Below are 20,938 nucleotides of genomic sequence, written 5' to 3'. Positions count from 1 at the left end.
TCCTTGGTTTCAGTTCAAAAAGAGGGTGATGGCGAAATTCAGTCATCCGAATGCGCGCGCAGCCAACTCGCGATGGCGGCAACGCTGCGGAAGTCGTCGCAGGCGCGCGCCGGGATGGCCGGGTAGCGCTGGTTCCACATGCGCGTGAGCGCCTGGCCCGGGCCGATCTCGAGCACGCAACGCACCTGGCGCGCAGCGATGTTCTCCATGCACTCGTCCCAGCGCACTGTCTGCGCGATCTGGGCCGCGAGCGCTGCTCTGGCGGCGCGGGCATCGCCAACGCGATCGCCTGCATTGCTGAACAGCACGATTTGCGGCGATTCGAAGGGCACGTCCGCGAGCGTTCGCGCAAAGCGTTCGGCCGCCTCGCGCATCCATGGCGTGTGGGATGCGACGTTGATCTTCAGCCGGGTGCATTGCCCGCCTTCGCTTGCGGCGATCCGTTGCGCCTGCTCCAGCGCTGCCGTCGGGCCGCCCAGCACGACGCTCTCGATGCCGTTGCGGATGGCGAGGGCCAGGCCGGTGTTTGCGCGCAGTTGCTCCAGCGCGGATTCCGCAAGGCCGTTGATGGCGAGCAGGCCACCCGGCACATGCGCGGCGCTCTTGTCCATGGCGGCGGCGCGCAAGGGCGCCAGGGCCGTCGCGGTGGCGATGCCGAACGCGCCTGCGGCACTGAAGGCAGCGAGTTCGCCGACGCTGTAGCCCGCCACGGCTGCAGGCGGCGGGACCATCGGCGCAAGCTGAGCCCATGCTGCCAGTGCGAGGCCAGTCAGCAGTGTCTGTGCGTTGGCATTGTTTGCCGCCCACGCCGGATCTTCGAGGCTGCGTCGCCAATCGTCCACGCCGAGCCGAGTACGCATCTCGGCCACGCGTTCGTCTTCGGCGAGCCAGGGCATCATGGCCGCGTGCTGGGTGCCTTGGCCGGAGAAGAGCAGTGCGAAGCTCATGGTGCTGCACAAATGCGCATGACACAGCATGCCGCGGCGAGCGTGTCCGCCGCGCCGCCGGGCGAGAGGCGCCGGGCGACGAAGTCATCGGCGATCGATCGGGCTCGCGCCAACGCGTCGGTGCTCGCAACGCCGCCGTCGTCGATGAACTTCCGCGCAGCGGTTTGCGCGTGGCGCAATCCGGCCAGTCCGCCGCGATGCGCGAGGTTGCTGTCGTCGAGGACGGCCATCACATGGAACAAGGTGTCGAGCCTCGCGAACTGTGGCGACAGGCCCCTTGCGAGCCCATTCGCCAACGTCGGTACAGCCACCTCGAACAACACCGGGAAACCCAACGCCGCTTCTTCCGACGCGCCGCGCAAGCCCAGTAGCCGCGTAGCGATGCCGCCGGGCAGCGTCGACACGCGCCGGCTGCGTGCGGTCAACGCAGCGCCCCAATGCCGGCGCAAGGCGTCGCGCAGTTGAACGGCGTGCATCGCGCCATCGCATTCGCGAGCCACAGTGCCGGCTGCCGCACACACCAGGCCGAGCATGAAGATCGCGCCACGATGCGTGTTGACACCCTGGGTCGCGGCCAGCATGCGCGCTTCGGCGGCGATGCCGCAGCGCTCGAGTTCGCTGAAATCCGCACCTGCATGGCCGGCCTCGGCAATCCGCACGAAGTAGCTGCGCAATGCGAACAGGCTTCGCATGAAGGTGTGTGCGTCCATGTCGTCGTGGCTGCCGTTGTCGAATGGCGTGACGAGACCAGGCTTGGGCGCCAGCGCCAGTTCGTCGTGCAGCGCGAGCGTCGCGGCGTGTCCGATCGCCGCCGGCGTGAGCGTTGAACCGAGCCTGACCGGGAAGGTGGCCGCGTTCATGCTTCAAGCGCCGCAAGGGAGGCGTTGCGCAACAACATCGCGCCGGTCAGCCGCTTGACCAGCACGGCGCGCGTGCGAGCCGCACGCCACTGAGACCACTCGCGCCAGGCGACTGCGCTGCCATCGGGAAACATGAGCTCCCCATCCAGTCGAGGTTGCGCTATCGCAGAGTTGCCCAGTCGATGCGCCACGTCATCCGCGTGTGCGGCATCTTCAACCTGCACCAAGACATCCAGGTCGGAACCCGGCCGAACGTGATCGAGGCCGGTGAGTGCTTGCCATCCGTAGCTGCCGAAGACACGCGCACTTGCGCCGCAACCCCTCAGGCCGGCTTGCAGATCGCAAGCTGCGGCCCGCGCCGATTCCGGCAACAACGTCAGCACCGCGGCCAGTTCGGGGAACTCCTCGAAGCCGAGGAGGGAAGAGGCCGCAACGTGCAGCGCAATACGCCGGCGTTCCCAGCAAGCAGGAGCAGGCAAGCCGAGGGCGGTCACGTCGCTGCCGGCGACAGGCGATTGCCGCGTCACGACCAGCGGCAAACCGTTGGCCGCCCAGTGCGCCAGGCAGTCGCGTGCCGGCGCGTCCCAAGGCCGGGCCAGCACGGTGGCCCAGCCATCCGAGGTCAGGCGAACGAGCCGATGCCTGCGCAGCGCTTCCATGGTGCATGTCCGTTTCGTCATGCCTCGGCCAGCACGCGCTGGACCACGGATGCCGCGAGCTTGCGTCCACCACGCTCGGCGCCGTCCTGCGCGCGCGTGTCCTCGACAGGCGTGTTCGCCAGGGCGTCGCGCAGTGCGGCTGCAAGGTCGCCGTCCCACAACGCGCGAACGCCGCCCATCGCCACGTAGTTGCCAACGCCTGGCGCGAACACCGGGTTCGATTGCGACAACGCCGTGAGTATTTCTTCGGAAAGCTTGGTCACCCTCGCCATCGCCGGAATCCGCATCACCCGGATCTCGGCCTCGGGCAAGGCGTAGCAGCCATCCGCGATCAGCCCCGAGGTGATGAAGCCACCCGACAGCGCCTGGTCGTAAACCAGTCCGATGACGGGATGGCCGCGTCGACGCGCCATGTCGATGCACATCCCCAGGTGCGCCATCGCGCGATTGATGCCGAGGGTCTCGTCGCGTCGGCGCAGCTGCTGGCCCTGCGTGTCGATCAGCAGCAGGATCGGACGCCTCGGATGCTGCTCGATCGTGTCGAGGATCACGCGGGCCTGTGCCAGGGCCAGTGCGACGCCGATGGGCGCGTGGTTCGTGGTCCCGACGACCGTGAGGGGGCGGCCTTCGAAAATCAAGTCGCCTTTGAGAAAGTCGCCTGCAGCGCGCATGCCGTGATAAGACCCGAAGAGCCGGGTCACAACGTGGTTCCAGTTCATGTTCGTTCGCCTTGTTATGCCGTGCGCAGATCGCGCACCGCGCCTACATCCAGTTCGGGCACGCACTCGGCCTTGTCGATGCCGAGTTCACGCCACAGCCACGTCGCCGCATCGGCGCCATCGGTTTCCTGCGGAAGCAAGTGCAGGCGCGTTTCGAGCAGTGCGTGCTCGGCCTCGAGCGTTTCGAGGGTGACTGGCCGCGACTTCTTGATCGCGGCCATCGCCGCTGCACGGAAAGCCTGCACGTCGTCCTCGACGAGCGCGTCGCAATCCCCCGTCAGCCAGCGATGCTTGCCACCGCTGGTGCGCCACACCAACGCCCGATCACGCGAGTCGTATTCCTCCACGCCATGCGATGCCTCGATGACTTCGGGCCCCGACATCGCGAGCCGCCCGACATCGCTCATCACGATGAAGTCGGCGCAGCGCGCGACGATGCCCATGCCGCCGAAGCAGCCGTTCGCGCCGCCGATCAGCACGACCACCGGGATGCCGGCTGCACGCACGTCGAGCACGGCGCGCATCACTTCCGACACTGCGATCAATCCAGCATTGGCTTCGTGCAGGCGCACGCCGCCGGATTCCGCCAACAGCACCACGGCGGCAGGCCGGTCGCGCAAGGCGCGCCGGAGCAAGCCGACCAGCTTGGCGCCGTGCACCTCGCCGACGCCGCCACCCATGAAGGCGCCTTCCTGTGCAGCGACGAATACGTCATGTCCATCGAGCTTCGCGCGCCCGATGGCGACACCGTCATCGAACGCCGAAGGCACGCCCAGCTGTGCCAGATGCGGACTGGTCAGCCGCTCGGATGGCGGAATCCATTCGTGAAAGCTGCCCGCGTCGAGCAACAGGGCGAGGCGCTCACGTGCGGAGCATTCGGCAAAGCTGATCATGCGGATGCTCCTTCAGGCAGTTCGGCCACGGCCTGGTCCAGCCGCAGGCTCACGACGGCGGGCGTCGCGCCCATGTCGTTGATCGAGACGCGCACGCCGCCGATCGGGTGGCGCGCAAAGAAGTCTTCGGCGACGGCTTGCCAGATCGGACCGAAGCCGCGCGCGGAAGTCTCGACGCGCACTGCGCAGCTGTCGCCGGCGGCGGCTTCGAGCATCACTTCGAGATTGCCCGAGCCCACCACGCCGACGAGCACCGGCGCAAAGGCGCCGACAGCTCGGCCGCCCGCGAAAGAAAAGTCCAGGGTTTCGAGCCCGACGGGAATGTCGCTCATGTTGAATCCTTCACCAGTTGCGGAAGCGCTTGGGCGGCTGGTACAGGCCGCCGGATGCGCGCACGAGGTCGCGCATGCTGCGCGCGGCCAGCAGGTTGCGCGTGGCATCGCGCGGGTCGATGCCGAGGTCTTGCGGCCGGCGGATCACGCCGCGGTCGCGCAGGTTCTCCACCGCGCGCTTGTCGCGTCCCAGCCCCACGGCGGTGTAGCCGGCCACGCCGCGGATCGCCTGTTCTCGCTCGGCATCGCTGCGGCACATCAGCAGGTTGGCGATGCCTTCCTCGGTGAGGATGTGCGTCACGTCATCGGCGTAGATCATGATCGGCGGCAGTTCCATGCCGGCCTGCTCCTGCAGCGTCCAGGCATCGAGCCGGTCGACGAAGGCCGGCTGCATGTGCTCGCGGAAGGTCTCGACCATCTGCACTACCAGCTTCTGTCCTCGCGGCGTGCCGGCAGCGCCGCTGCGTCCGGCGCGTGCCTCGCGGCCGGCCTTCAGCCAGGCGGGGCTGGAGTGCCGCCGGCCGCGCGCATCGGCCCCCATGTTGGGCGCGCCGCCGAAGCCCGCGATGCGGCCCAGCGTCGCGGTCGAACTGTTGCCGTCGAGGTCGATCTGCAGGGTCGACCCGATGAACAGGTCGCAGGCGTAGTGGCCTGCCGCCTGGCATAAGGCGCGGTTGCTGCGCAGGCTGCCATCGGGACCGGTGAAGAACACGTCGGAGCGCGCGCGGATGTAGTCCTCCATGCCCAGCTCGGAACCGAACGAGTGCACCGACTCGACCCATCCCGCCTCGATCGCCGGGATCAGCGCCGGGTGCGGATTCAATGCCCAGTGCTTCGCGATCTTTCCCTTGAGGCCCAGCGATTCGCCGTAGGTCGGCAGCAGCAGCTCGATGGCCGCGGTGTCGAAACCGATGCCGTGGTTCAGGCGCTGCACACCGTACTCGCCGTAGATGCCCTTGATCGCCATCATGGCCATCAAGACCTGGATCTCGCTGATCTGCGCAGGGTCGCGCGTGAACAGCGGCTCGATGAAGTTCGGGCGCGGCGCCTTCACCACGTAGCTGACCCAGTCGGCCGGGATGTCGATACGCGGCAACGTGGTCGTCGTGCCGTCGACCAGTTCGTTGACCTGCGCGATGACGATGCCGCCCGAAAACGCGGTTGCCTCGACGATGGCGGGCGTGTCCTCGGTGTTGGGGCCGGTGTAGAGATTTCCCTCGGCATCGGCCGCCTGAGCCGCCACCAGCGCCACCTTGGGCGTGAGGTCGACAAAATACCGTGCGAACAGTTCGAGGTAGGTGTGGATCGCGCCGATCTCGATGCGCCCCGCCGACACCAGCTTGGCCAGCCGCGCGCCCTGCGGCCCCGAAAAGCTGAAGTCGAGGCGCGAGGCAATGCCGTTCTCGAAGAGGTCCAGATGCTCCGGCAGCGCCAGCACTGACTGCACCATGTGCAAGCGATTCACGCGCTGGGGATCGAGGCCCACCAGTGCCTTCGCCAGGAAGTCGGCCTGCTTCTGGTTGTTGCCTTCGAGGCAGACGCGGTCGCCGGGTTCGAGCACGGCTTCGAGCAGCGTGGCAATGGCTTCGGTGGCCACCACCTTGCCAGCGCGCTTCGCGCCGAGGGCTTGCGAGACCCTTGCCAGCCGCGCCGTGCGGTTGGCGGTCTTGGAGTTCCAGTTCATGCGGTCCATGGGGGTGATGTCCTCAATGCACGAAGGCCTTGACGGCGAAGAACAGCAGCGACGGGCCGAGCAGGCAGCCGAGGCCGGTGTGGAAGGTCGCGACCAGCGCGCCGTAGGGCACCAGCTTGCGATCGGTGGCGGCAAGGCCTGCGGACACACCGCTGACCGTGCCTGCCAGGCCGCCGAACACCATCGCGGAGCGCGGCGTCTTCAAGGCGAGGAACTTCGCCGCGATCGGCGTGCCGACCATGACGATGATGGCTTTCACCAGGCCGGTGGCGATGCTTAGTGCCATCACGTCGGGGGTGGCCCCAATGGCTGCGCCGGTGACCGGGCCGACGATGTAGGTCACCGCACCGGCGCCGATGGTCGTCATGCTCACGGCGTCCGAGTAGCCGAAGCTCCAGGCGACGGCAGCGCCGACGATGAAGGGCAGCACCGTGCCCAGCAACAACGCGACCACGCCGATCAAACCCGCCTTGCGCGCTTCGGTCGCTTGCACCTCGAAGGCGGTTGCGACGATGGCGAAGTCGCGCAGCATCGCACCACCCATCAGGCCGATGCCTCCGAACAGCGACATGTCGGCCAGGCCCTTGTGGCCGCCGGTTTGTGTGCCGCCCCAATAGGCAAGCCCCAGGCCGATCACGATGGCGATGGCCGAGCCATGGACGCGGCCGAAAGTCAGCCGGCGCGAGATCTGCCCCGAGATGAGAACGATGAAGCCGACGATGGCGAATGCGGTCACGAGCCCGTTCAGGGCGGCGGCTTTTTCGAGGATTTCGAGCATGGTGGTCACTCCACTTCGGCGAGCAGGGGGTTGTCGTGCAGCATGGGGGAGGGCGCAGGTTCGTGCGCCGGACGCTCGGTGCGATTGATCGCCGCGATGACCACGGCGCAGGCAGCGACCGCCCCGATCGCCGACAACAGCGCCACGGGGCCGCCGCGCAGGGCCGACACCATGTCTTGCTGTGCTGCCATGGCGACGACGACCGGGATGTACATCGCGCCCCAGTACTCCACGCCGACCTCGGTGAGCTTGGGCAGCATGTTCTTCTTCTGCATGTAGATGCGGGCGAAGATCAGCAACAGCATGGCGATGCCGACACCGCCTACGTTGGTCTTGACGCCCAGTGCCTGCCCGAGCAAGTCGCCGATGAAGATGCCGAGCAGATGGCAGACTGCCAGCAGCGCGGTGCCGTAGATGATCATGAGTGGTCTCCTTGGTTCGCGCCGCGCGACTGCGCGACCCGGAGGAACTTGGCCTTGCCTGCCTGGCAGAAAAAGCGCTGTTCCCTGGAGACGAAAGGTATCGGGCGCCCCGGATGCGATCAATTAACCACCCGCGCGCAAAAACGCTCGGAATGAAACGATCGAGGGTTAACCCTGAACCGGCGAGATGGGCTCGCGCCCGCTCAGGCCAACTCTGCGCGCGCCATCCGGCACACCGCCAGCAGCGCCAGCAGATTGGGGTCGCGCTCCCGCGTGCGCAGAAAGCTGACGCCGATCTTCTGGCGCATGAGATAGCGCTTCTGCAGGGGAATCAACTGCACGCGCTGCGGCATCACGCCGCGCACGCGGCCCGGCAGCAGCGTGTAGCCGATGCCGCCGCTCACGAGGTTCATCAACGAAAAGATGTCGCCGGTTTCCATGACCACGTTGGGGGTGAAGCCGGCAACGCGAAACGAGTCCCGGAAGCCGGTGTACGTCACGAAGCCTTCGCCCAGGCTCACGAAACGCTCGTTGACGCAGGCGCCCAGGTCGACCTGCTGCATCTCGCCGTAGGGCGAGCCCGTGGGCGCGGCAAAGAAGATGTCATCCTCGAACAGAAGCTCCGATTCCACGTCGGCCGCGCCTTCGGGCAGGCCGAGCAGCGCGGCGTCGATCACGCCATCGCGCAGCCGTTGCAGCAGGTCGGCATTGGAGCCGAGCACCAGTTCCAGGTGCAGTTCGGGCTTGCGCACCTTCATCCCCATCACGATGCTCGGCACCGTCCGGCTGGTCAGCGAATAGAGCGATCCGATGCGGATCCGGTCAGCCGAATAGCCGGCCACGTCGCGCGTCGCGCGGATGCCTTCGGACATCGTGCGCAGCACGTCGCGCGCCGCTTCGGCCAGCGTGTTCGCCGCGTCGGTGGGATGCAGGTTGCGGCCTTCGTGGCGGAAGAGCGCGCATCGCATGCCCGTCTCGAGCGAATGAAGCGCGCGGTGCACGCTCACGGTGCTGATGTCGAGCCGCTCGGCAGCCCGCGCAAGATTGCCTGTTTCCATGAAGGCCAGGAGGATCTCGAGCTTGCGAAATGTGATGTCCTCGTCGATGCGTATGAGCATTGGGCGGATCGTCCTTGAAGGACTCATCGTAGTGCCAATGCGTAGGTCTTCGAGCTCTTCGAGTTGTCGCTGAAGGAAAATGTCGGCTTTCTCATTCGACCCGCAAGACCATGCCGAAGCTCGACGACCCCCTCCACGATGCCGAGATCGGCTCGCGCGACAGCACCATCGACACCACCCGCATCGATGACGTGCGCATCGGCGCGGTTCGCCCGCTGATGACGCCGGCGCTCCTGCAGGAGCGAGTGCCGGTCCAGGACGACACGCTCGCCCTCGTGGAAGCCAGCCGCGCCGCGATCGCCAATATCCTGCACGGTCGCGACGACCGATTGATCGTCGTGGTCGGGCCTTGTTCGATCCACGACCATGACCAGGCCATCGAATACGCCCACCAACTGAAGAAGGCGGCTGACGATCTCGAAGACGACCTCCTGATCGTCATGCGCACCTATTTCGAGAAGCCGCGCACGACCGTGGGCTGGAAGGGCTACATCAATGACCCGCATCTGGATGGCAGCTTCGCCATCAACGAGGGCCTGGAGCGCGCGCGGCGCCTGCTTCTCGAGCTGACGCTGCTGGGGCTCCCGACGGGTACCGAGTTTCTCGACCTGTTGAGTCCCCAGTTCATCGCCGACCTCATCGCATGGGGCGCCATCGGAGCGCGCACTACAGAAAGCCAGAGCCATCGCCAACTCGCCTCAGGGCTCAGCTGCCCGGTCGGCTTCAAGAACGGGACTGACGGCAGCATCAAGGTGGCCGCCGACGCCATCCTTGCCGCGAGGGCTCCGCACGCTTTCATGGGCATGACCAAGATGGGAATGGCGGCGATCTTCGAGACCCGCGGCAACGACGACTGTCACGTGATCCTGCGTGGTGGAAAAACGCCGAACTATTCGGCCGCAGACGTGGCTGCGAGTTGCGAGGCCCTGCGTGCCGGTGGCCTGAGGGAGCAGGTCATGATCGACGTATCGCACGGCAACAGCAGCAAGCAGCATCAGCGCCAGATCGTCGTGGCACGCGATGTGGCGGAGCAGATCTCCGCAGGCGAACGACGCATCACCGGCGTCATGATCGAAAGCAATCTCGAGGAAGGCCGACAGGATCTGGTTCCCGGCGTGGCGCTCAAGCGCGGCGTCTCGATCACGGACGCCTGCATCAGTTTTGCGCAGACGCTTCCGGTCCTGAATGAGCTGGCAAGCTCGGTGCGCAGCCGACGACGTTAGCGTTAACATTTGGAGTCCTTTCTTCGGAGTCCTTTTCTTGAGCCAGCACACCACCTCCGGCAGAGCATCGCGGCGCGGCACGGGTGGCATTACGCTGAACGACGTCTCCAGGCTGGCGGGGGTCTCGGCCATCACCGTCTCGCGTGCGCTCAATACACCCGACCTGGTGTCGCCGGAGACACGCGAGAAGGTGCGGCTGGCCGTGGAGCGCACCGGATACGTGCCCAACATGCTGGCAGGCGGGTTGGCATCGAACCGTAGCCGTCTGGTCGCGGCGCTGGTGCCGACGATTGCCGGGCCGGTGTTCCTGGAGACGATCCAGGCCTTGACGGAGGCGCTCGCCGAGAAGGGCTACCAACTCATGCTGGGGCAGAGCGGCTACAACAATTCGCGCGAGGACGCACTGATCGACGCCATCATCGGCCGGCGCCCGGACGGCATCGTGCTGACCGGCATCATGCGTTCGGCCGAGGGACGGCGCCGCCTGCTGGCCTCTGGCATTCCTGTCGTCGAGACCTGGGACCTGACTCCGACACCCGTCGACATGCTGGTCGGCTTCTCGCACGAGAAAGCGGGTTCCGCCACAGCGCAATACCTGCACCGCAAGGGCTACAGAAGGCCCGCGATCGTCACCGGCGACGATCGGCGCGCGAACTTGCGCCGCGCCGGCTTCGAAGAGGCCTGGAAGGCGCTCGGCGGCTCGACCGTGCCGGTACACAACGTGCCGGCGCCGACGACCCTGGGCAGCGGCCGCACCGCGCTCGCCGACGTGCTGAACGCCCATCCGGCCACGGATGTCGTGGCCTGCAGCTCCGACGCGCTGGCCCATGGCGTGATCACGGAGGCGCAGGCACGTGGATTGCGCGTGCCGCAGGACCTCGCCGTCATCGGCTTCGGCGATCTGGCCTTTGCACAACACGCGCACCCGGCCATCACCACCGTTCGCATCGACGGCACAGGCATCGGCCGGCAGGCGGCGCGCTTCATCGTCGACCGGGCCGAGGGGCGCGAGGTCGAACAGAAGGTCATCGACCTCGGCTTCTCGCTGATCGAGCGTCAGAGCACCTGAGATCTCCTTGTTGGCAACCGACTGAAATTGGCGGTTGACCGCTGCTGCAGTTGTTGTCTATGATGTAATGACAGCGCTAACATTTGACGCGCAAGAAGAGACAACCCCATGAGTTCACGCAAGAAACCGGAAGACCTTCGTTCGCACCGCTGGTACGGCGTGAAAGATCTGCGCAGCTTCGGCCACCGGTCGCGCACGGCGCAGATGGGCCTGAGCCGCGACGACTACCTGGGCAAGCCGGTGATCGCGATCCTCAACACCTGGAGCGACATGAACTCCTGCCACACCCACTTCAAGCAGAGGGTGGAGGAGGTCAAGCGCGGCGTCTGGCAGGCCGGAGGCTTTCCGGTCGAGATCCCGACGATGAGCCTCGGAGAGGCCTTTCAGAAGCCGACCACCATGCTGTATCGCAACCTGCTGGCCATGGAGGCGGAAGAACTGCTGCGCTCCTATCCCGCCGACGGCTGCGTGCTCATGGGCGGCTGCGACAAGACCACGCCGGGTCTGGTGATGGGCGCCCTGGCGATGAACCTCCCGACCATCTTCGTTCCCGCCGGCCCGATGCTGCGCGGCGACTACAAGGGCAGTTTTCTCGGCTCGGGTTCGGACACCTGGAAGTACTGGGCCGAACTGCGGGCGGGAAACATCTCCGAGCAGGACTGGCAGGACGTGGAAGACGGCATCGCGCGCTCGCCCGGCACTTGCATGACCATGGGCACGGCCAGCACGATGACCAGCGCGACCGAGGTGCTCGGCCTGACGCTTCCGGGTGCCTCATCGATTCCCGCGGCCGATTCGCGTCACGCGATGATGGCCACCCACACCGGCAGGCGCATCGTCGACATGGTGTGGGAAGACCTGAAGCCGCTCGACATCCTCACGCCGGCTTCGTTCGACAACGCCGTGACTGCTGTTCTCGGGCTTGGCGGCTCGACCAACGCGATCGTGCACCTGATCGCGATGGCACGCCGCGCCAGCGTGCCGCTGGACCTCACGCGCTTCGATGAGCTGGCGCGCTCGACGCCCGTCATTGCCAACCTCCGGCCGGGCGGAAAGTACCTGATGGAAGACTTCTTCTATGCAGGCGGCCTGCGCGCCTTCCTGGTCCAGATGGGCAAGCTCATCGATGGCAGCCAGATGACTGTCAACGGCAAGACGCTGGCCGAAAACATGGCCGGCGCCGAGGTCTACAACGCCGATGTCATCCATTCGCGCGAGCAACCCTTGCTCGAGAGCGGAGGCCTCGCGGTGCTACGCGGCAACCTGGCGCCCGATGGCGCCGTCATCAAGCCGGCCGCGATGGAGCAGCATCTGCGCCGCCACACCGGTCCGGCCGTCGTTTTTCGCAACTACGACGACCTCGCCGCGCGCATCGACGCCCCTGACCTGCCAGTCACGAAAGACAGCGTGATCGTCCTGCAAAGCGCCGGCCCGCAGGGCGCGCCCGGCATGCCCGAGTGGGGTCAACTGCCCATCCCGCAGAAGCTGCTCAAGGAAGGGGTGCGCGACATGGTGCGCATCAGCGATGCGCGCATGAGTGGCACCAGCTACGGCGCCTGCGTGCTGCACGTCACGCCCGAATCGCATGTGGGCGGTCCGCTGGCGCTGGTGCGGGACGGCGATCTGGTCACGCTCGACGTCGACGCGCGCCGCATCGACATGGCGGTGAGTGAGGAGGAACTCGCGAGGCGCCGCGCCGAATGGCGCAAGCCGATCCCGAAATTCAGCCGCGGCTATGGCGTGATGTTCCTCAAGCATGTGCAGCAGGCCGACACCGGCTGCGACTTCGACTTCCTTGCGCCGGACTATGCCGAGGCGGCCGGCCCATCCGAGCCAGAGATCCACTGAACCCCCATCGAAAGAAGAGCATGGAGACACAAGCTTTCCCGCGCCGCCGTTTCGGCCGCCTCGCCACACGACTCGCGCTCGTCGCCTTGCCGCTCGTGCCCCTGGCGGCCGGTGCGCAAGTGCCGGCGGGCTGGCCGACGCGTCCCGTCACCTTCGTCGTGCCGTTCTCGCCGGGCGGCGGCACCGACATCGCCGCGCGGCTGCTGGCTGTGCGCCTTGGCAAGAAGTGGGGCCAGACGGTCGTCGTGGACAACCGCACTGGCGCGGGCGGCATCGTCGGCATGGACGTGGTGGCCAAGGCCAAACCCGACGGCTACACCTTCCTCATCGGTAACGTGGGCACGCAATCGATCAATCCTTCGCTCTACAAGATGGCCTACGAACCTGACAAGGCCTTCATGCCCGTGTCGTTGTTCGCGGACTTGCCTTTTGCTTTCGTCGTGCGGCCGGACCTGCCGGCGAAGACGCCAAAGGAGTTGATCGCGCTGGCCAAGGCTTCGCCTGACAAGTACACCTTTGCCAGTTCCGGCAGCGGTGGATCCCCGCACCTGACGGCCGAGATCTTCCAGCAGGCTGGGGACATCAAGCTCGTGCACGTGCCCTACAAAGGCGGCGGGCCGGCCATGACCGACCTCATGGCGGGGCACGTCGACATGCTTTTCGCCTCGATCCTCGAAACCTCCGGCTACGTGAAGACGGGGAAGCTGCGTGCATTGGCCGTGACCAGCGCGCAGCGCTCGCCCGCGATGCCCGACGTGCCGACGCTGGCGGAACAGGGGGTGCCCAACGCCGAGTCAGGCTCATGGGTCGCATTGCTCGCGCCCGCCGGAACGCCGCAGGCGCTTGTCGACAAGATCGCCGCCGATGTGAAGGAAGTGGTAGCCGCCGAGGACATGCGACAGGCGCTGATCGCGCAAGGCGCCACGCCGCGCGGCAGCACGCCGGCCGAACTGCAGAAGATCATCGAGACCGACAAGGCGCGCTACGGCCAGGTCATCAAGACGCGCGGCGTCAGGGTGGAGTAGAGACATGCACACCACCCGTCTTCACGCACTTCGTGCGGTGTTCCAACTGAGCGCGGCGCTCTTGCTCGCGAGCCCCGCGATCGCGCCGGCGCAGACCACCGACAAATGGCCCACGCGCCCGATCACCTACGTCGTGCCCTTCACGCCCGGCGGGTCGACCGACGTGATCGGCCGCCTCATTGCGCAGAAGCTTGGCGAAGCGCTGGGCCAGCCAGTGATCGTCGACAACAAGCCTGGCGCCGCAGGCGCCGTCGGCGCAGGCTTCGTCGCCAAGGCCAAGCCCGACGGCTACACGCTGTTCGGCGGCACGATCAGCACGCACGCGATCAACGCAAGCCTCTACAAGAACCTCCCCTATGACCCGGTGAAGGATTTCGACCCGATCTCGCTCGTGGCTTTCTTGCCGAACGTGCTCATCGTCGACCCGAATCTGGGCGTGAACTCGGTGGCGGACCTGGTCTCGCTGCTGAAGAAGGATCCGACCAGACGCACCTTCGCGTCATCGGGTGCCGGCACCTCGACACATCTTGCGGGCGAGCTGTTCGGTGACTCGATCGGCGTGAAGCTCACGCACATCCCGTACAAGGGAACGCCTCCTGCGATGCTCGACGTGTCGTCGGGACAGGTGACCTTCATGTTCGACCAGATCACGGCCGCGCTGCCGCTGGTGCAAAGCGGAAAGCTCAAGCTGCTGGCCGTGACCACCGCCAGGCGCATGGCGCTCGCGCCGCAGTTGCCGACCATGCAGGAAGCGGGCGTGAAAGGCTTCGAGATGGCATCGTGGCAGGCCGTGTATGCGCCCAAGGGCCTGCCGGCGCCGATTGCACAGCGCCTTTCGTCCGAGATCGCGAAGATCCTTCAGATGCCTGAGGTGAAGGACAAGCTCACCAACCAGCTCGGCATGGAAGTGGTGGCCGGCTCGCCCGAGCAACTGGCGGCACTGATGAAGAAAGAGATCCCGCGCTGGGATGAGCTGATCCGCAAATCCGGCGCCTCCGTCAACTGATTCCATGACAGAACACGCCATGTCTTCACCTTCACCATCGCTTTCCAGCGAAGCACGCGAGCAGCTGCGCCACGTCAGCGTCGCCACGCTTTGCACGCAACTCTTCAAGCGCGGCTTTCGCAATGTGTATTTGCAAGGCGTCGGACGCCTGACCCGACCGAGCGGCGGCAATCTCGTCGGCCCGGCCTTCACGATGCGCAACATCCCGTCGCGCGAGGACCTCGATCAGATCAGCGCCTTCGACGATCCGAACCATCCACAGCGCAAGGGTATCGAGAGCGTGCCCGAGGGCCATGTGCTGGTGATCGATTGCCGCGGCGAAAAGCGCGTGGCCTCGGGCGGCCAGATTCTCACGACACGGCTCAAGGTCCGCGGCGCCGCTGGCCTCGTCTCCGACGGGCCCGTACGCGACAGCGGGCCCATTTCGCAGATGGACTTTCCCGTCTATTGCGCCGGTGGCAGTGCGCCGCTGAACCTGATTCACCACCACGCGATCGACCTCAACGTGCCGATCGGCTGCGGTGGTGTCGCGGTGTATCCGGGCGACGTGATCGTGGGCGACGACGAAGGGGTGGTCGTGATCCCGCAGCATCTGGCCGCAGAGGTCGCGCGTGATGCGACTGAGCAGGAGAAGATGGAAGCCTTCGTGCTCGAGCGCATCGAGGGTGGCGCCAAGCTGGCCGGCACCTATCCGCCGAATGCGGACACCAGGGCGGCATTCGAAGTGTGGCGAAAGGCCAAGGGCATCTGAGCTCGGCCAGCGATCATTCGGTGTCCGTGTCCTCGAGCGTCGAGAAAAGCACCTGGAAGATTTCCCTCGTGGTGACTGAGCCCTGCGCGTCCTTCTTGAGCTGGATGAGCTGCTGTGTGTCGGGCAAGCCGGCCGGTATCACCATCGTGCCGCCGGGCTTCAGCTGATAGATGAGCGCCGGCGGGATCAACTCGGGCGCGGCCGTCACCATGATCTTGTCGAATGGCGCGTGTTCAGGCCAGCCATGGCAACCGTTTCCGATCCTGATCTCGACATTGGTGCGCCCCTGGTCGGCCAGCCGTCGCACGGCCTGCTCGGCCAGTTCCTCGATGATCTCGACACTGAAAACGCGGTGCGCGAGTTCCGCCAGGATGGCCGACTGATAGCCCAGCCCGGTGCCGACCTCGAGCACCGTGTCGGTCGGTTGCACGCCGAGCAGGTCGGTCATCACCGCGACGATGAAGGGTTGAGAGATCGTCTTTCGGAAGCCGATCGGCAAGGGCGAATCGACGTAGGCATAGGGACGCAGTTCGAACGGCACGAACGCGTGGCGCGGCACCGTCGCCATGGCGTTCATGACCCTCGAATCCAGTGCCGCCTTGCCCAGGTACGTGGTCGAGAAAATCGTCTTGGCGGCGATCTCGGCCAGCATGCGCTGCCGCAGCATCGTGAAATCCGGTTCGCTCATGGCGCCTGCCGGGTGTCGGGCGAGCCTATTCGCTCGGGGTGCGGATGTTGGGGAAGGCGTGCGCGAGTTCCTTGCGCTGCACATCGGCGTCGTACCAGCAGAGCGTTCCCTCCTGCTCATCGCGTGTCAGCTTGTGCGTACCGTCGCAGAAGGGCTGGGTCGCCGACAGGCCGCAACCGCAGATGAATTGCGTCTCGCCGCCGATGTCCACCGGATAGGGCTTGCTGCGCGTGCGCATGACCAGTCTTGCCATGATTGCCTCCACAGGGTTGGGGCCTGTTAACAGGCCCTAGAAGCACACGCGCAAAAAGGCGCTTGTTTCCGCATTTGAGCAAAGCGCTCCTGCAACTTCAACCGGGAGACCCTTGGACGAGGAGGCACTCCGCCCAGGGCGCCTGCAAGTTCCTCAAAATGGGTGGGTAGCGGTGTTTCGCTGGAAGGAGACTGCCGTGGAACTCACAACCGTCCCGATCGACAAGCCGGCCGACATGAACTTCATCCTCGGTCAGTCGCACTTCATCAAGACGATCGAAGATCTGCACGAGGCGATCGTTCAGACGGCGCCCCAAATGAAGTTCGGCATCGCGTTCTGCGAGTCGAGTGGCCCCGCACTGGTTCGTCGAACCGGGAACGACGCGCAACTCATCGAACTGGCGCAGAGGAACGCCTTGGCGCTTGGCTGCGGGCATTCCTTCATCATCTTCATGACCGGCGGATTTCCGATCAACATCCTGAACACCATCAAGGCGGTGCCGGAGGTTTGCGGCATCTACTGCGCGACGGCCAATCCGACGGAAGTCGTCGTGGCCGAGACCGGGAGCGGGCGCGGGATTCTCGGCGTCGTGGATGGCGCGACCAGCAAGGGCATCGAAACCGAATCCGACGTCGAGGCGCGAAAGGGCTTGCTGCGCCAGTTCGGCTACAAGCTCTGAGCCGACCATGCTGCGCACTCTGTCCGCCTGGATGACTTGCTGGACCTTGCTCGCCGCAGTGCCCCATGCCGCCACCGCGGCCGACACCGGCCGCGCGGCGCAGGCGATGACGGCCGCGGCGCGGGCGTTGCTGGAGGCGACGCCGGCGGCGCAGCGGCCAGAACTGGTGCGGCCGTTCACCCTGGAGGCGCGTGGCGATTGGAACTACACGCCGCGCAGGCGGCCCGGCATTGCATTCAAGACCATGGAGGATGCCCAGCGCAAGGCAGCGCAGCAGTTGCTGGCCGCGGCCTTGTCGGAGCCGGGGCTGGTCAAGGTGCAGGCCATCATCGCCTTGGAGATCGCGCTGCGCGAGATCGAGTCCTTCGGCCCCTCGCGCGATCCGGAGAACTACGCATTCGTGTTGTTCGGCACGCCGGACGCCACTGCGCCCTGGGGCTGGCGGATCGAAGGGCACCATCTCTCGCTGCATTTCACATTGGCCGACGGCCAGGTGGTGGCCACGCTGCCGCAGTTCCTGGGTGCCAATCCGGCGCAAGTTCCGCGCGACATCGGCAACGGGGGCCCGCGCAAGGGTCAGCGCGCGCTGGGCGAGGAAGAAGACCGCGCCTTTGCACTGCTGGCCGCCTTCTCGGCGGCGCAGCGCCAGCAGGCCATCTTCAGTGCCCAGCCATTCGGTGACATCGTCACGCGCAATGCGGCGCAGCTGGATCCAATGGCACCTGTGGGTGTGGCCTTCAGCGCCATGGACGCAGCGCAGCAGGCCATGCTGCTGCGCATCATCGAGTCGCTGGCCTCGGTGGCCGAACCGTCGTTGGCGCAGCAGCGGCTGGAACGCGTGCGTGCGGGCGGCCTGGACGGCATCCGCTTCGGATGGGCCGGCGCCACCGAGCGCGGCCAGCCGCACTACTGGCGCGTCCAGGGCGCGCGCTTCCTGATCGAATGGGACAACTCGGGCGGCAACCACATCCACAGCGTGTGGCGCGACTTCGAGGGCGACTGGGGGCGCGACGTGCTCGCCGAGCACTACCGCCTCGCACGCGCAAGCAGCCACCGGCACTGAGTGTTGCCCTCCCCGATCTGAAAGAATGGATGCGTGCCCCAGCCAGTACCATTTCAATCATCAACCGGCAGATGACCGCCACCGCGTCGCCATTGGTCGAGACACTCACCGAGCTCAACATCGTCGACCTGATGGATTCGGTGGGCCTGCTGGGCCTCCGCCGCACGCCTGTGGGCCGCTTGTTTCAGCCTGCGGCCCGCCGCTTCGCATGGACTGCGCACGAGTTCGACAACCGCGTCGGCCAGCATGGCCTTGCGCAAGGCAGCGCGTGGCTGATGAGCCGGATGACCGCCGGCATCGTCACCTCCGGCCTGGAATACGTTCCGCCGCAAGGTCCCGTGATCATTCTGGCAAACCACCCCGGAATGACCGACACGGTCGCACTCTTCACCAGTCTTGCGTCTCGTCCCGACCTTCGGGTGATTGCCTCGGATCGCCCGTTTCTTCGCGCCTTGCCCAATGTCGCGCGGCAACTGATCTTTCTGCCTGATGAAGAAAGCGGGCGGATGGCCGTCATTCGAACTGCCGGCAGGCACTTGCAAGAGGGCGGCGCTCTGCTGACATTCCCGGCGGGAGAGATCGAGCCCGATCCCGCCACCTTTGGTCCGCACCGGGCAGCGGCGTCATTGCGGAACTGGTCCAGCAGCTATACCTTGTTCGCCCGGATGGCCCCTCGAACGCGGTTCGTGCCCGCGCTGGTGAGCCATGTCATTTCGCCGGATGCACAGAGGCATCCGCTCACTCTGTTGCGTCGCACGGAGCGCAACAAGGAAAAGCTCGCTGCAGCGCTGCAGGTGGCGCTGCCACGCTACCGCGATCTGGTCGCCAGGGTCACATTCGGCAATTCGCCGAGCGCGGGGCCGGACGGGGCGCAGCCGCTCGACGCATCCATCGCAGCGCAGATGCGCGACCTCATCTTCGCGACCGGGTCGGCTCAGCGCACGGCCGGGGAGGCGAGTCAGACGTGATCGCGCATGCGGTTGGAAGGCGTCTTACACAGTTTCCATTTCAGCTCGCCATACTGAGTGCGGAAGCGCGCTGAGGTGGCCAATGAGAACCGATCTTTTTCGGGCACGCGGCACGGACGGACGAATCCATATCGTCTTTCGCCGCACTCCAACATACGCTGTCAAGAGTGTGTACGGAACGATCACTCGGCAGCGGGAGCCCAAGTTCTATCTCGGCAACGGCGACCCGCTGGAGTGTGCCGAGACCTATGACACTTTCAGGACGCCGGCAGGCGACCTGGTCGTTCGGCTGATACTTCCCAAGTCCGCCCTGCGCAGGTGGAGGGGCTGACGGGTTAGTCGGCTCCCAATTGCGTTTTCAGGAATGCAACCGTGCGCGACCAGGCGAGCTGGGCGGCTGCCGCGTCGTATCGCGGCGTGGTGTCGTTGTTGAAGCCGTGCTGTGTGCCGGGATACTGATAGGCCGTGAAGCGCACGCCCGCAGCACGCAGGGCCGCTTCGTAGGCGGGCCATGCCGCATTGATTCGCTCGTCGATTTCGGCGCGCTGGATGAGCAGGGGCGCCTTGACCTTGGCCGCTTCCGCGGGCGCAGGCGTGTTGCCGTAAAAAGGGACGCCTGCATCGAGGTCAGGCAGCCTGACCGCCAACTGGTGGACGATGCCGCCACCGTAGCAAAAGCCGACGACGCCAAGCTTGCCGGTGGCATCGGGTCGCGATCTCAGCAAGGTTGCGGCTGCCAGGAAGTCATTGAGTGCATGGGCCTGGTCCAATTTCGCGAAAGCCTCGCGCGCCTTGTCCTCGTCGCCCGGATAGCCGCCAAGGGGTGTCAGGGCGTCCGGTGCGAAAGCCATGAAGCCGTCAACCGCCAGGCGCCGCGCGATGTCCTCGATGTGCGGATTGAGGCCGCGGTTCTCGTGAATGACGAGCACTGCGGGCAGCCGCTTCTCGCCGGCGCTCGCCGGGCGCACCAGGTAGCCGCGTACCGTGCCACTGCCGGAAGGCGAGGGATAGCTCACGCGCTCGATCTTGAGCCTCGGATCGCCGGGCGGTACTTGCTGCCCGGCCGCGAAATTGGGGCTCAGCGCCGCCAGCAATGTCGTGGCCGCGACGCCCGCCTTGGCAAATTTCTGTGCCTGGCTCAGGAACGAGCGCCGGTCCAGATCGCCATGGACGTAGGCGTCGAAAAGAATGAGCAGTTCCTGGTCGAAATCGTTGGCGGTAAGACGTGGCGGCATGGCGGGGCGTGTGAAGTCAAGACGCACAGAATAGCCCGGACGCCGGTAGCCAATCAAGGTGGGTGTATGCGTCTCTGCAGCCTCAACCTCTCATTCGACCGTTGCGCCCGAGCGCTTCACGACCTCAGCCCACTTGACGCGCTCGGATTGGATGTATTTCGTGAGTTCCTCCGGCGTCGAGCCGATGGGCTTGACGCCGTCCGACGCGAAGCGCTCGCGCAATTCCTTCGATTGAAGCGCAGCCACCGATCCGTCATGCAGGCGCTTGACGATTTCCGGGGGCGTGCCGTGCGGCGCGAGCAGCGCATACCAGACGCCGGATTCATAGCCCGGAACACCTGCCTCGGCGATGGTCGGCACATCCGGCAGTGCTGGCGAGCGTTGGCTGGACGTCACCGCGAGAACCCGGATCTTGCCCGCCTTGATCTGCGCGTTGCCGGTCCCATAGCTCACGAACATCGCCTGCACATTGCCCGAGAGAAGGTCAGTCAGTGCCGCGCCGCCGCCCTTGTAAGGCACGTGCACGAGATCGATGCCGGCCATCGACTTGAGCAGTTCCATCGTAAGCGATCAAACAAGCACGCCCTTCCTTGCAACGCGATGAACTGAGAGGCTACCTGTCCATGTAGATCAACATGGACAGGTGGACATGACAGAAAAGCACGCAGAGTTGAAGGCCCGATTGGTCGTGGGGTACAAGCGCGACGGT

At 65.9% G+C, this 20,938-nt stretch carries 23 protein-coding genes; 9 read left to right on the top strand and 14 right to left on the bottom strand.

The window, feature by feature from the left end:
- Positions 1 to 38: 38 nt before the first annotated feature.
- From AC1DN9_RS26315 to AC1DN9_RS26270, 10 genes are all read right to left on the bottom strand, one after another.
- Positions 39 to 947, bottom strand: coding sequence for an acyltransferase domain-containing protein (locus AC1DN9_RS26315; protein WP_478104879.1), 909 nt, complete (start codon positions 945 to 947; stop codon positions 39 to 41).
- Positions 944 to 1,807 (bottom strand): triphosphoribosyl-dephospho-CoA synthase, encoded by an 864-nt coding sequence (locus tag AC1DN9_RS26310; RefSeq protein ID WP_478104877.1) that lies wholly within the window; start codon positions 1,805 to 1,807, stop codon positions 944 to 946. Before AC1DN9_RS26310 ends, AC1DN9_RS26315 begins: the two co-directional genes overlap by 4 nt.
- On the bottom strand, positions 1,804 to 2,466 hold the full coding sequence (gene mdcG / locus AC1DN9_RS26305) for a malonate decarboxylase holo-[acyl-carrier-protein] synthase (RefSeq protein ID WP_478104876.1): 663 nt from the start codon (positions 2,464 to 2,466) through the stop codon (positions 1,804 to 1,806). Before mdcG ends, AC1DN9_RS26310 begins: the two co-directional genes overlap by 4 nt.
- 17 nt (positions 2,467 to 2,483) lie before the next feature.
- Complete coding sequence (locus AC1DN9_RS26300; RefSeq protein ID WP_478104874.1) at positions 2,484 to 3,185, bottom strand: biotin-independent malonate decarboxylase subunit gamma; 702 nt, start codon at positions 3,183 to 3,185, stop codon at positions 2,484 to 2,486.
- Positions 3,186 to 3,199: 14 nt separating this feature from the next.
- The gene (locus tag AC1DN9_RS26295; protein WP_478104873.1) at positions 3,200 to 4,078 is read right to left on the bottom strand and encodes a biotin-independent malonate decarboxylase subunit beta; all 879 of its coding nucleotides are present in this window, start codon (positions 4,076 to 4,078) and stop codon (positions 3,200 to 3,202) included.
- Positions 4,075 to 4,410 (bottom strand): malonate decarboxylase acyl carrier protein, encoded by a 336-nt coding sequence (gene mdcC / locus AC1DN9_RS26290; RefSeq protein ID WP_478104870.1) that lies wholly within the window; start codon positions 4,408 to 4,410, stop codon positions 4,075 to 4,077. Before mdcC ends, AC1DN9_RS26295 begins: the two co-directional genes overlap by 4 nt.
- Before the next feature lie 10 nt (positions 4,411 to 4,420).
- A complete protein-coding gene (gene mdcA / locus AC1DN9_RS26285) occupies positions 4,421 to 6,103 on the bottom strand; it encodes a malonate decarboxylase subunit alpha (protein WP_478104868.1) in 1,683 nt (560 codons plus the stop codon).
- A gap of 13 nt (positions 6,104 to 6,116) precedes the next feature.
- Positions 6,117 to 6,881, bottom strand: a complete 765-nt coding sequence (gene madM / locus AC1DN9_RS26280; RefSeq protein ID WP_478104866.1) for a malonate transporter subunit MadM — start codon at positions 6,879 to 6,881, stop codon at positions 6,117 to 6,119.
- Positions 6,882 to 6,886: 5 nt separating this feature from the next.
- Entirely contained in the window at positions 6,887 to 7,303 is a 417-nt protein-coding gene (gene madL, locus AC1DN9_RS26275) for a malonate transporter subunit MadL (RefSeq protein ID WP_478104863.1), read from the bottom strand.
- A gap of 203 nt (positions 7,304 to 7,506) precedes the next feature.
- Complete coding sequence (locus tag AC1DN9_RS26270; protein ID WP_478104861.1) at positions 7,507 to 8,421, bottom strand: LysR family transcriptional regulator; 915 nt, start codon at positions 8,419 to 8,421, stop codon at positions 7,507 to 7,509.
- Between the two features lie 110 nt (positions 8,422 to 8,531).
- Between AC1DN9_RS26270 and AC1DN9_RS26265 the strand changes: the two genes are divergently transcribed.
- The 6 genes from AC1DN9_RS26265 (at position 8,532) to AC1DN9_RS26240 (ending at position 15,343) form a co-directional block, all read left to right on the top strand.
- Positions 8,532 to 9,644 (top strand): 3-deoxy-7-phosphoheptulonate synthase, encoded by a 1,113-nt coding sequence (locus AC1DN9_RS26265; RefSeq protein ID WP_478104860.1) that lies wholly within the window; start codon positions 8,532 to 8,534, stop codon positions 9,642 to 9,644.
- 37 nt (positions 9,645 to 9,681) lie between these two features.
- Complete coding sequence (locus tag AC1DN9_RS26260; RefSeq protein WP_478104858.1) at positions 9,682 to 10,713, top strand: LacI family DNA-binding transcriptional regulator; 1,032 nt, start codon at positions 9,682 to 9,684, stop codon at positions 10,711 to 10,713.
- Positions 10,714 to 10,821: 108 nt separating this feature from the next.
- Complete coding sequence (gene araD / locus AC1DN9_RS26255; protein WP_478104857.1) at positions 10,822 to 12,561, top strand: L-arabinonate dehydratase; 1,740 nt, start codon at positions 10,822 to 10,824, stop codon at positions 12,559 to 12,561.
- A gap of 20 nt (positions 12,562 to 12,581) precedes the next feature.
- A complete protein-coding gene (locus tag AC1DN9_RS26250) occupies positions 12,582 to 13,586 on the top strand; it encodes a Bug family tripartite tricarboxylate transporter substrate binding protein (protein WP_478104855.1) in 1,005 nt (334 codons plus the stop codon).
- A gap of 4 nt (positions 13,587 to 13,590) precedes the next feature.
- A complete protein-coding gene (locus AC1DN9_RS26245) occupies positions 13,591 to 14,592 on the top strand; it encodes a Bug family tripartite tricarboxylate transporter substrate binding protein (protein ID WP_478104854.1) in 1,002 nt (333 codons plus the stop codon).
- A gap of 19 nt (positions 14,593 to 14,611) precedes the next feature.
- Positions 14,612 to 15,343, top strand: coding sequence for a ribonuclease activity regulator RraA (locus tag AC1DN9_RS26240; RefSeq protein WP_478104853.1), 732 nt, complete (start codon positions 14,612 to 14,614; stop codon positions 15,341 to 15,343).
- A 13-nt stretch (positions 15,344 to 15,356) separates the two neighbouring features.
- On the opposite strand, the gene AC1DN9_RS26235 is transcribed toward AC1DN9_RS26240, so the two are convergent.
- Positions 15,357 to 16,031 carry a protein-L-isoaspartate(D-aspartate) O-methyltransferase gene (locus AC1DN9_RS26235; protein WP_478104852.1) on the bottom strand — a complete coding sequence of 225 codons (675 nt, stop codon included), beginning with the start codon at positions 16,029 to 16,031 and terminating at the stop codon, positions 15,357 to 15,359.
- A 25-nt stretch (positions 16,032 to 16,056) separates the two neighbouring features.
- Positions 16,057 to 16,284 carry a CDGSH iron-sulfur domain-containing protein gene (locus AC1DN9_RS26230; protein WP_478104850.1) on the bottom strand — a complete coding sequence of 76 codons (228 nt, stop codon included), beginning with the start codon at positions 16,282 to 16,284 and terminating at the stop codon, positions 16,057 to 16,059.
- Positions 16,285 to 16,480: 196 nt separating this feature from the next.
- Between AC1DN9_RS26230 and AC1DN9_RS26225 the strand changes: the two genes are divergently transcribed.
- The 3 genes from AC1DN9_RS26225 (at position 16,481) to AC1DN9_RS26215 (ending at position 18,994) form a co-directional block, all read left to right on the top strand.
- The gene (locus AC1DN9_RS26225; protein ID WP_478104849.1) at positions 16,481 to 16,963 is read left to right on the top strand and encodes an adenosine-specific kinase; all 483 of its coding nucleotides are present in this window, start codon (positions 16,481 to 16,483) and stop codon (positions 16,961 to 16,963) included.
- Between the two features lie 7 nt (positions 16,964 to 16,970).
- Positions 16,971 to 18,026: a DUF3500 domain-containing protein gene (locus AC1DN9_RS26220; protein ID WP_478104848.1), complete on the top strand. Its 1,056-nt coding sequence runs from the start codon at positions 16,971 to 16,973 to the stop codon at positions 18,024 to 18,026.
- A 71-nt stretch (positions 18,027 to 18,097) separates the two neighbouring features.
- Positions 18,098 to 18,994 (top strand): 1-acyl-sn-glycerol-3-phosphate acyltransferase, encoded by an 897-nt coding sequence (locus AC1DN9_RS26215; RefSeq protein ID WP_478104846.1) that lies wholly within the window; start codon positions 18,098 to 18,100, stop codon positions 18,992 to 18,994.
- Between the two features lie 335 nt (positions 18,995 to 19,329).
- On the opposite strand, the gene AC1DN9_RS26210 is transcribed toward AC1DN9_RS26215, so the two are convergent.
- Positions 19,330 to 20,229 carry a dienelactone hydrolase family protein gene (locus AC1DN9_RS26210; RefSeq protein ID WP_478104844.1) on the bottom strand — a complete coding sequence of 300 codons (900 nt, stop codon included), beginning with the start codon at positions 20,227 to 20,229 and terminating at the stop codon, positions 19,330 to 19,332.
- Positions 20,230 to 20,319: 90 nt separating this feature from the next.
- Positions 20,320 to 20,790: a Bug family tripartite tricarboxylate transporter substrate binding protein gene (locus tag AC1DN9_RS26205; protein WP_478104843.1), complete on the bottom strand. Its 471-nt coding sequence runs from the start codon at positions 20,788 to 20,790 to the stop codon at positions 20,320 to 20,322.
- Between the last annotated feature and the right edge of the window lie 148 nt (positions 20,791 to 20,938).

The organism is Variovorax sp. 05L425 (assembly GCF_056397705.1).
Note: the sequence above shows the minus strand (reverse complement) of the source record. Positions and strands in the feature narration are given on the sequence as shown.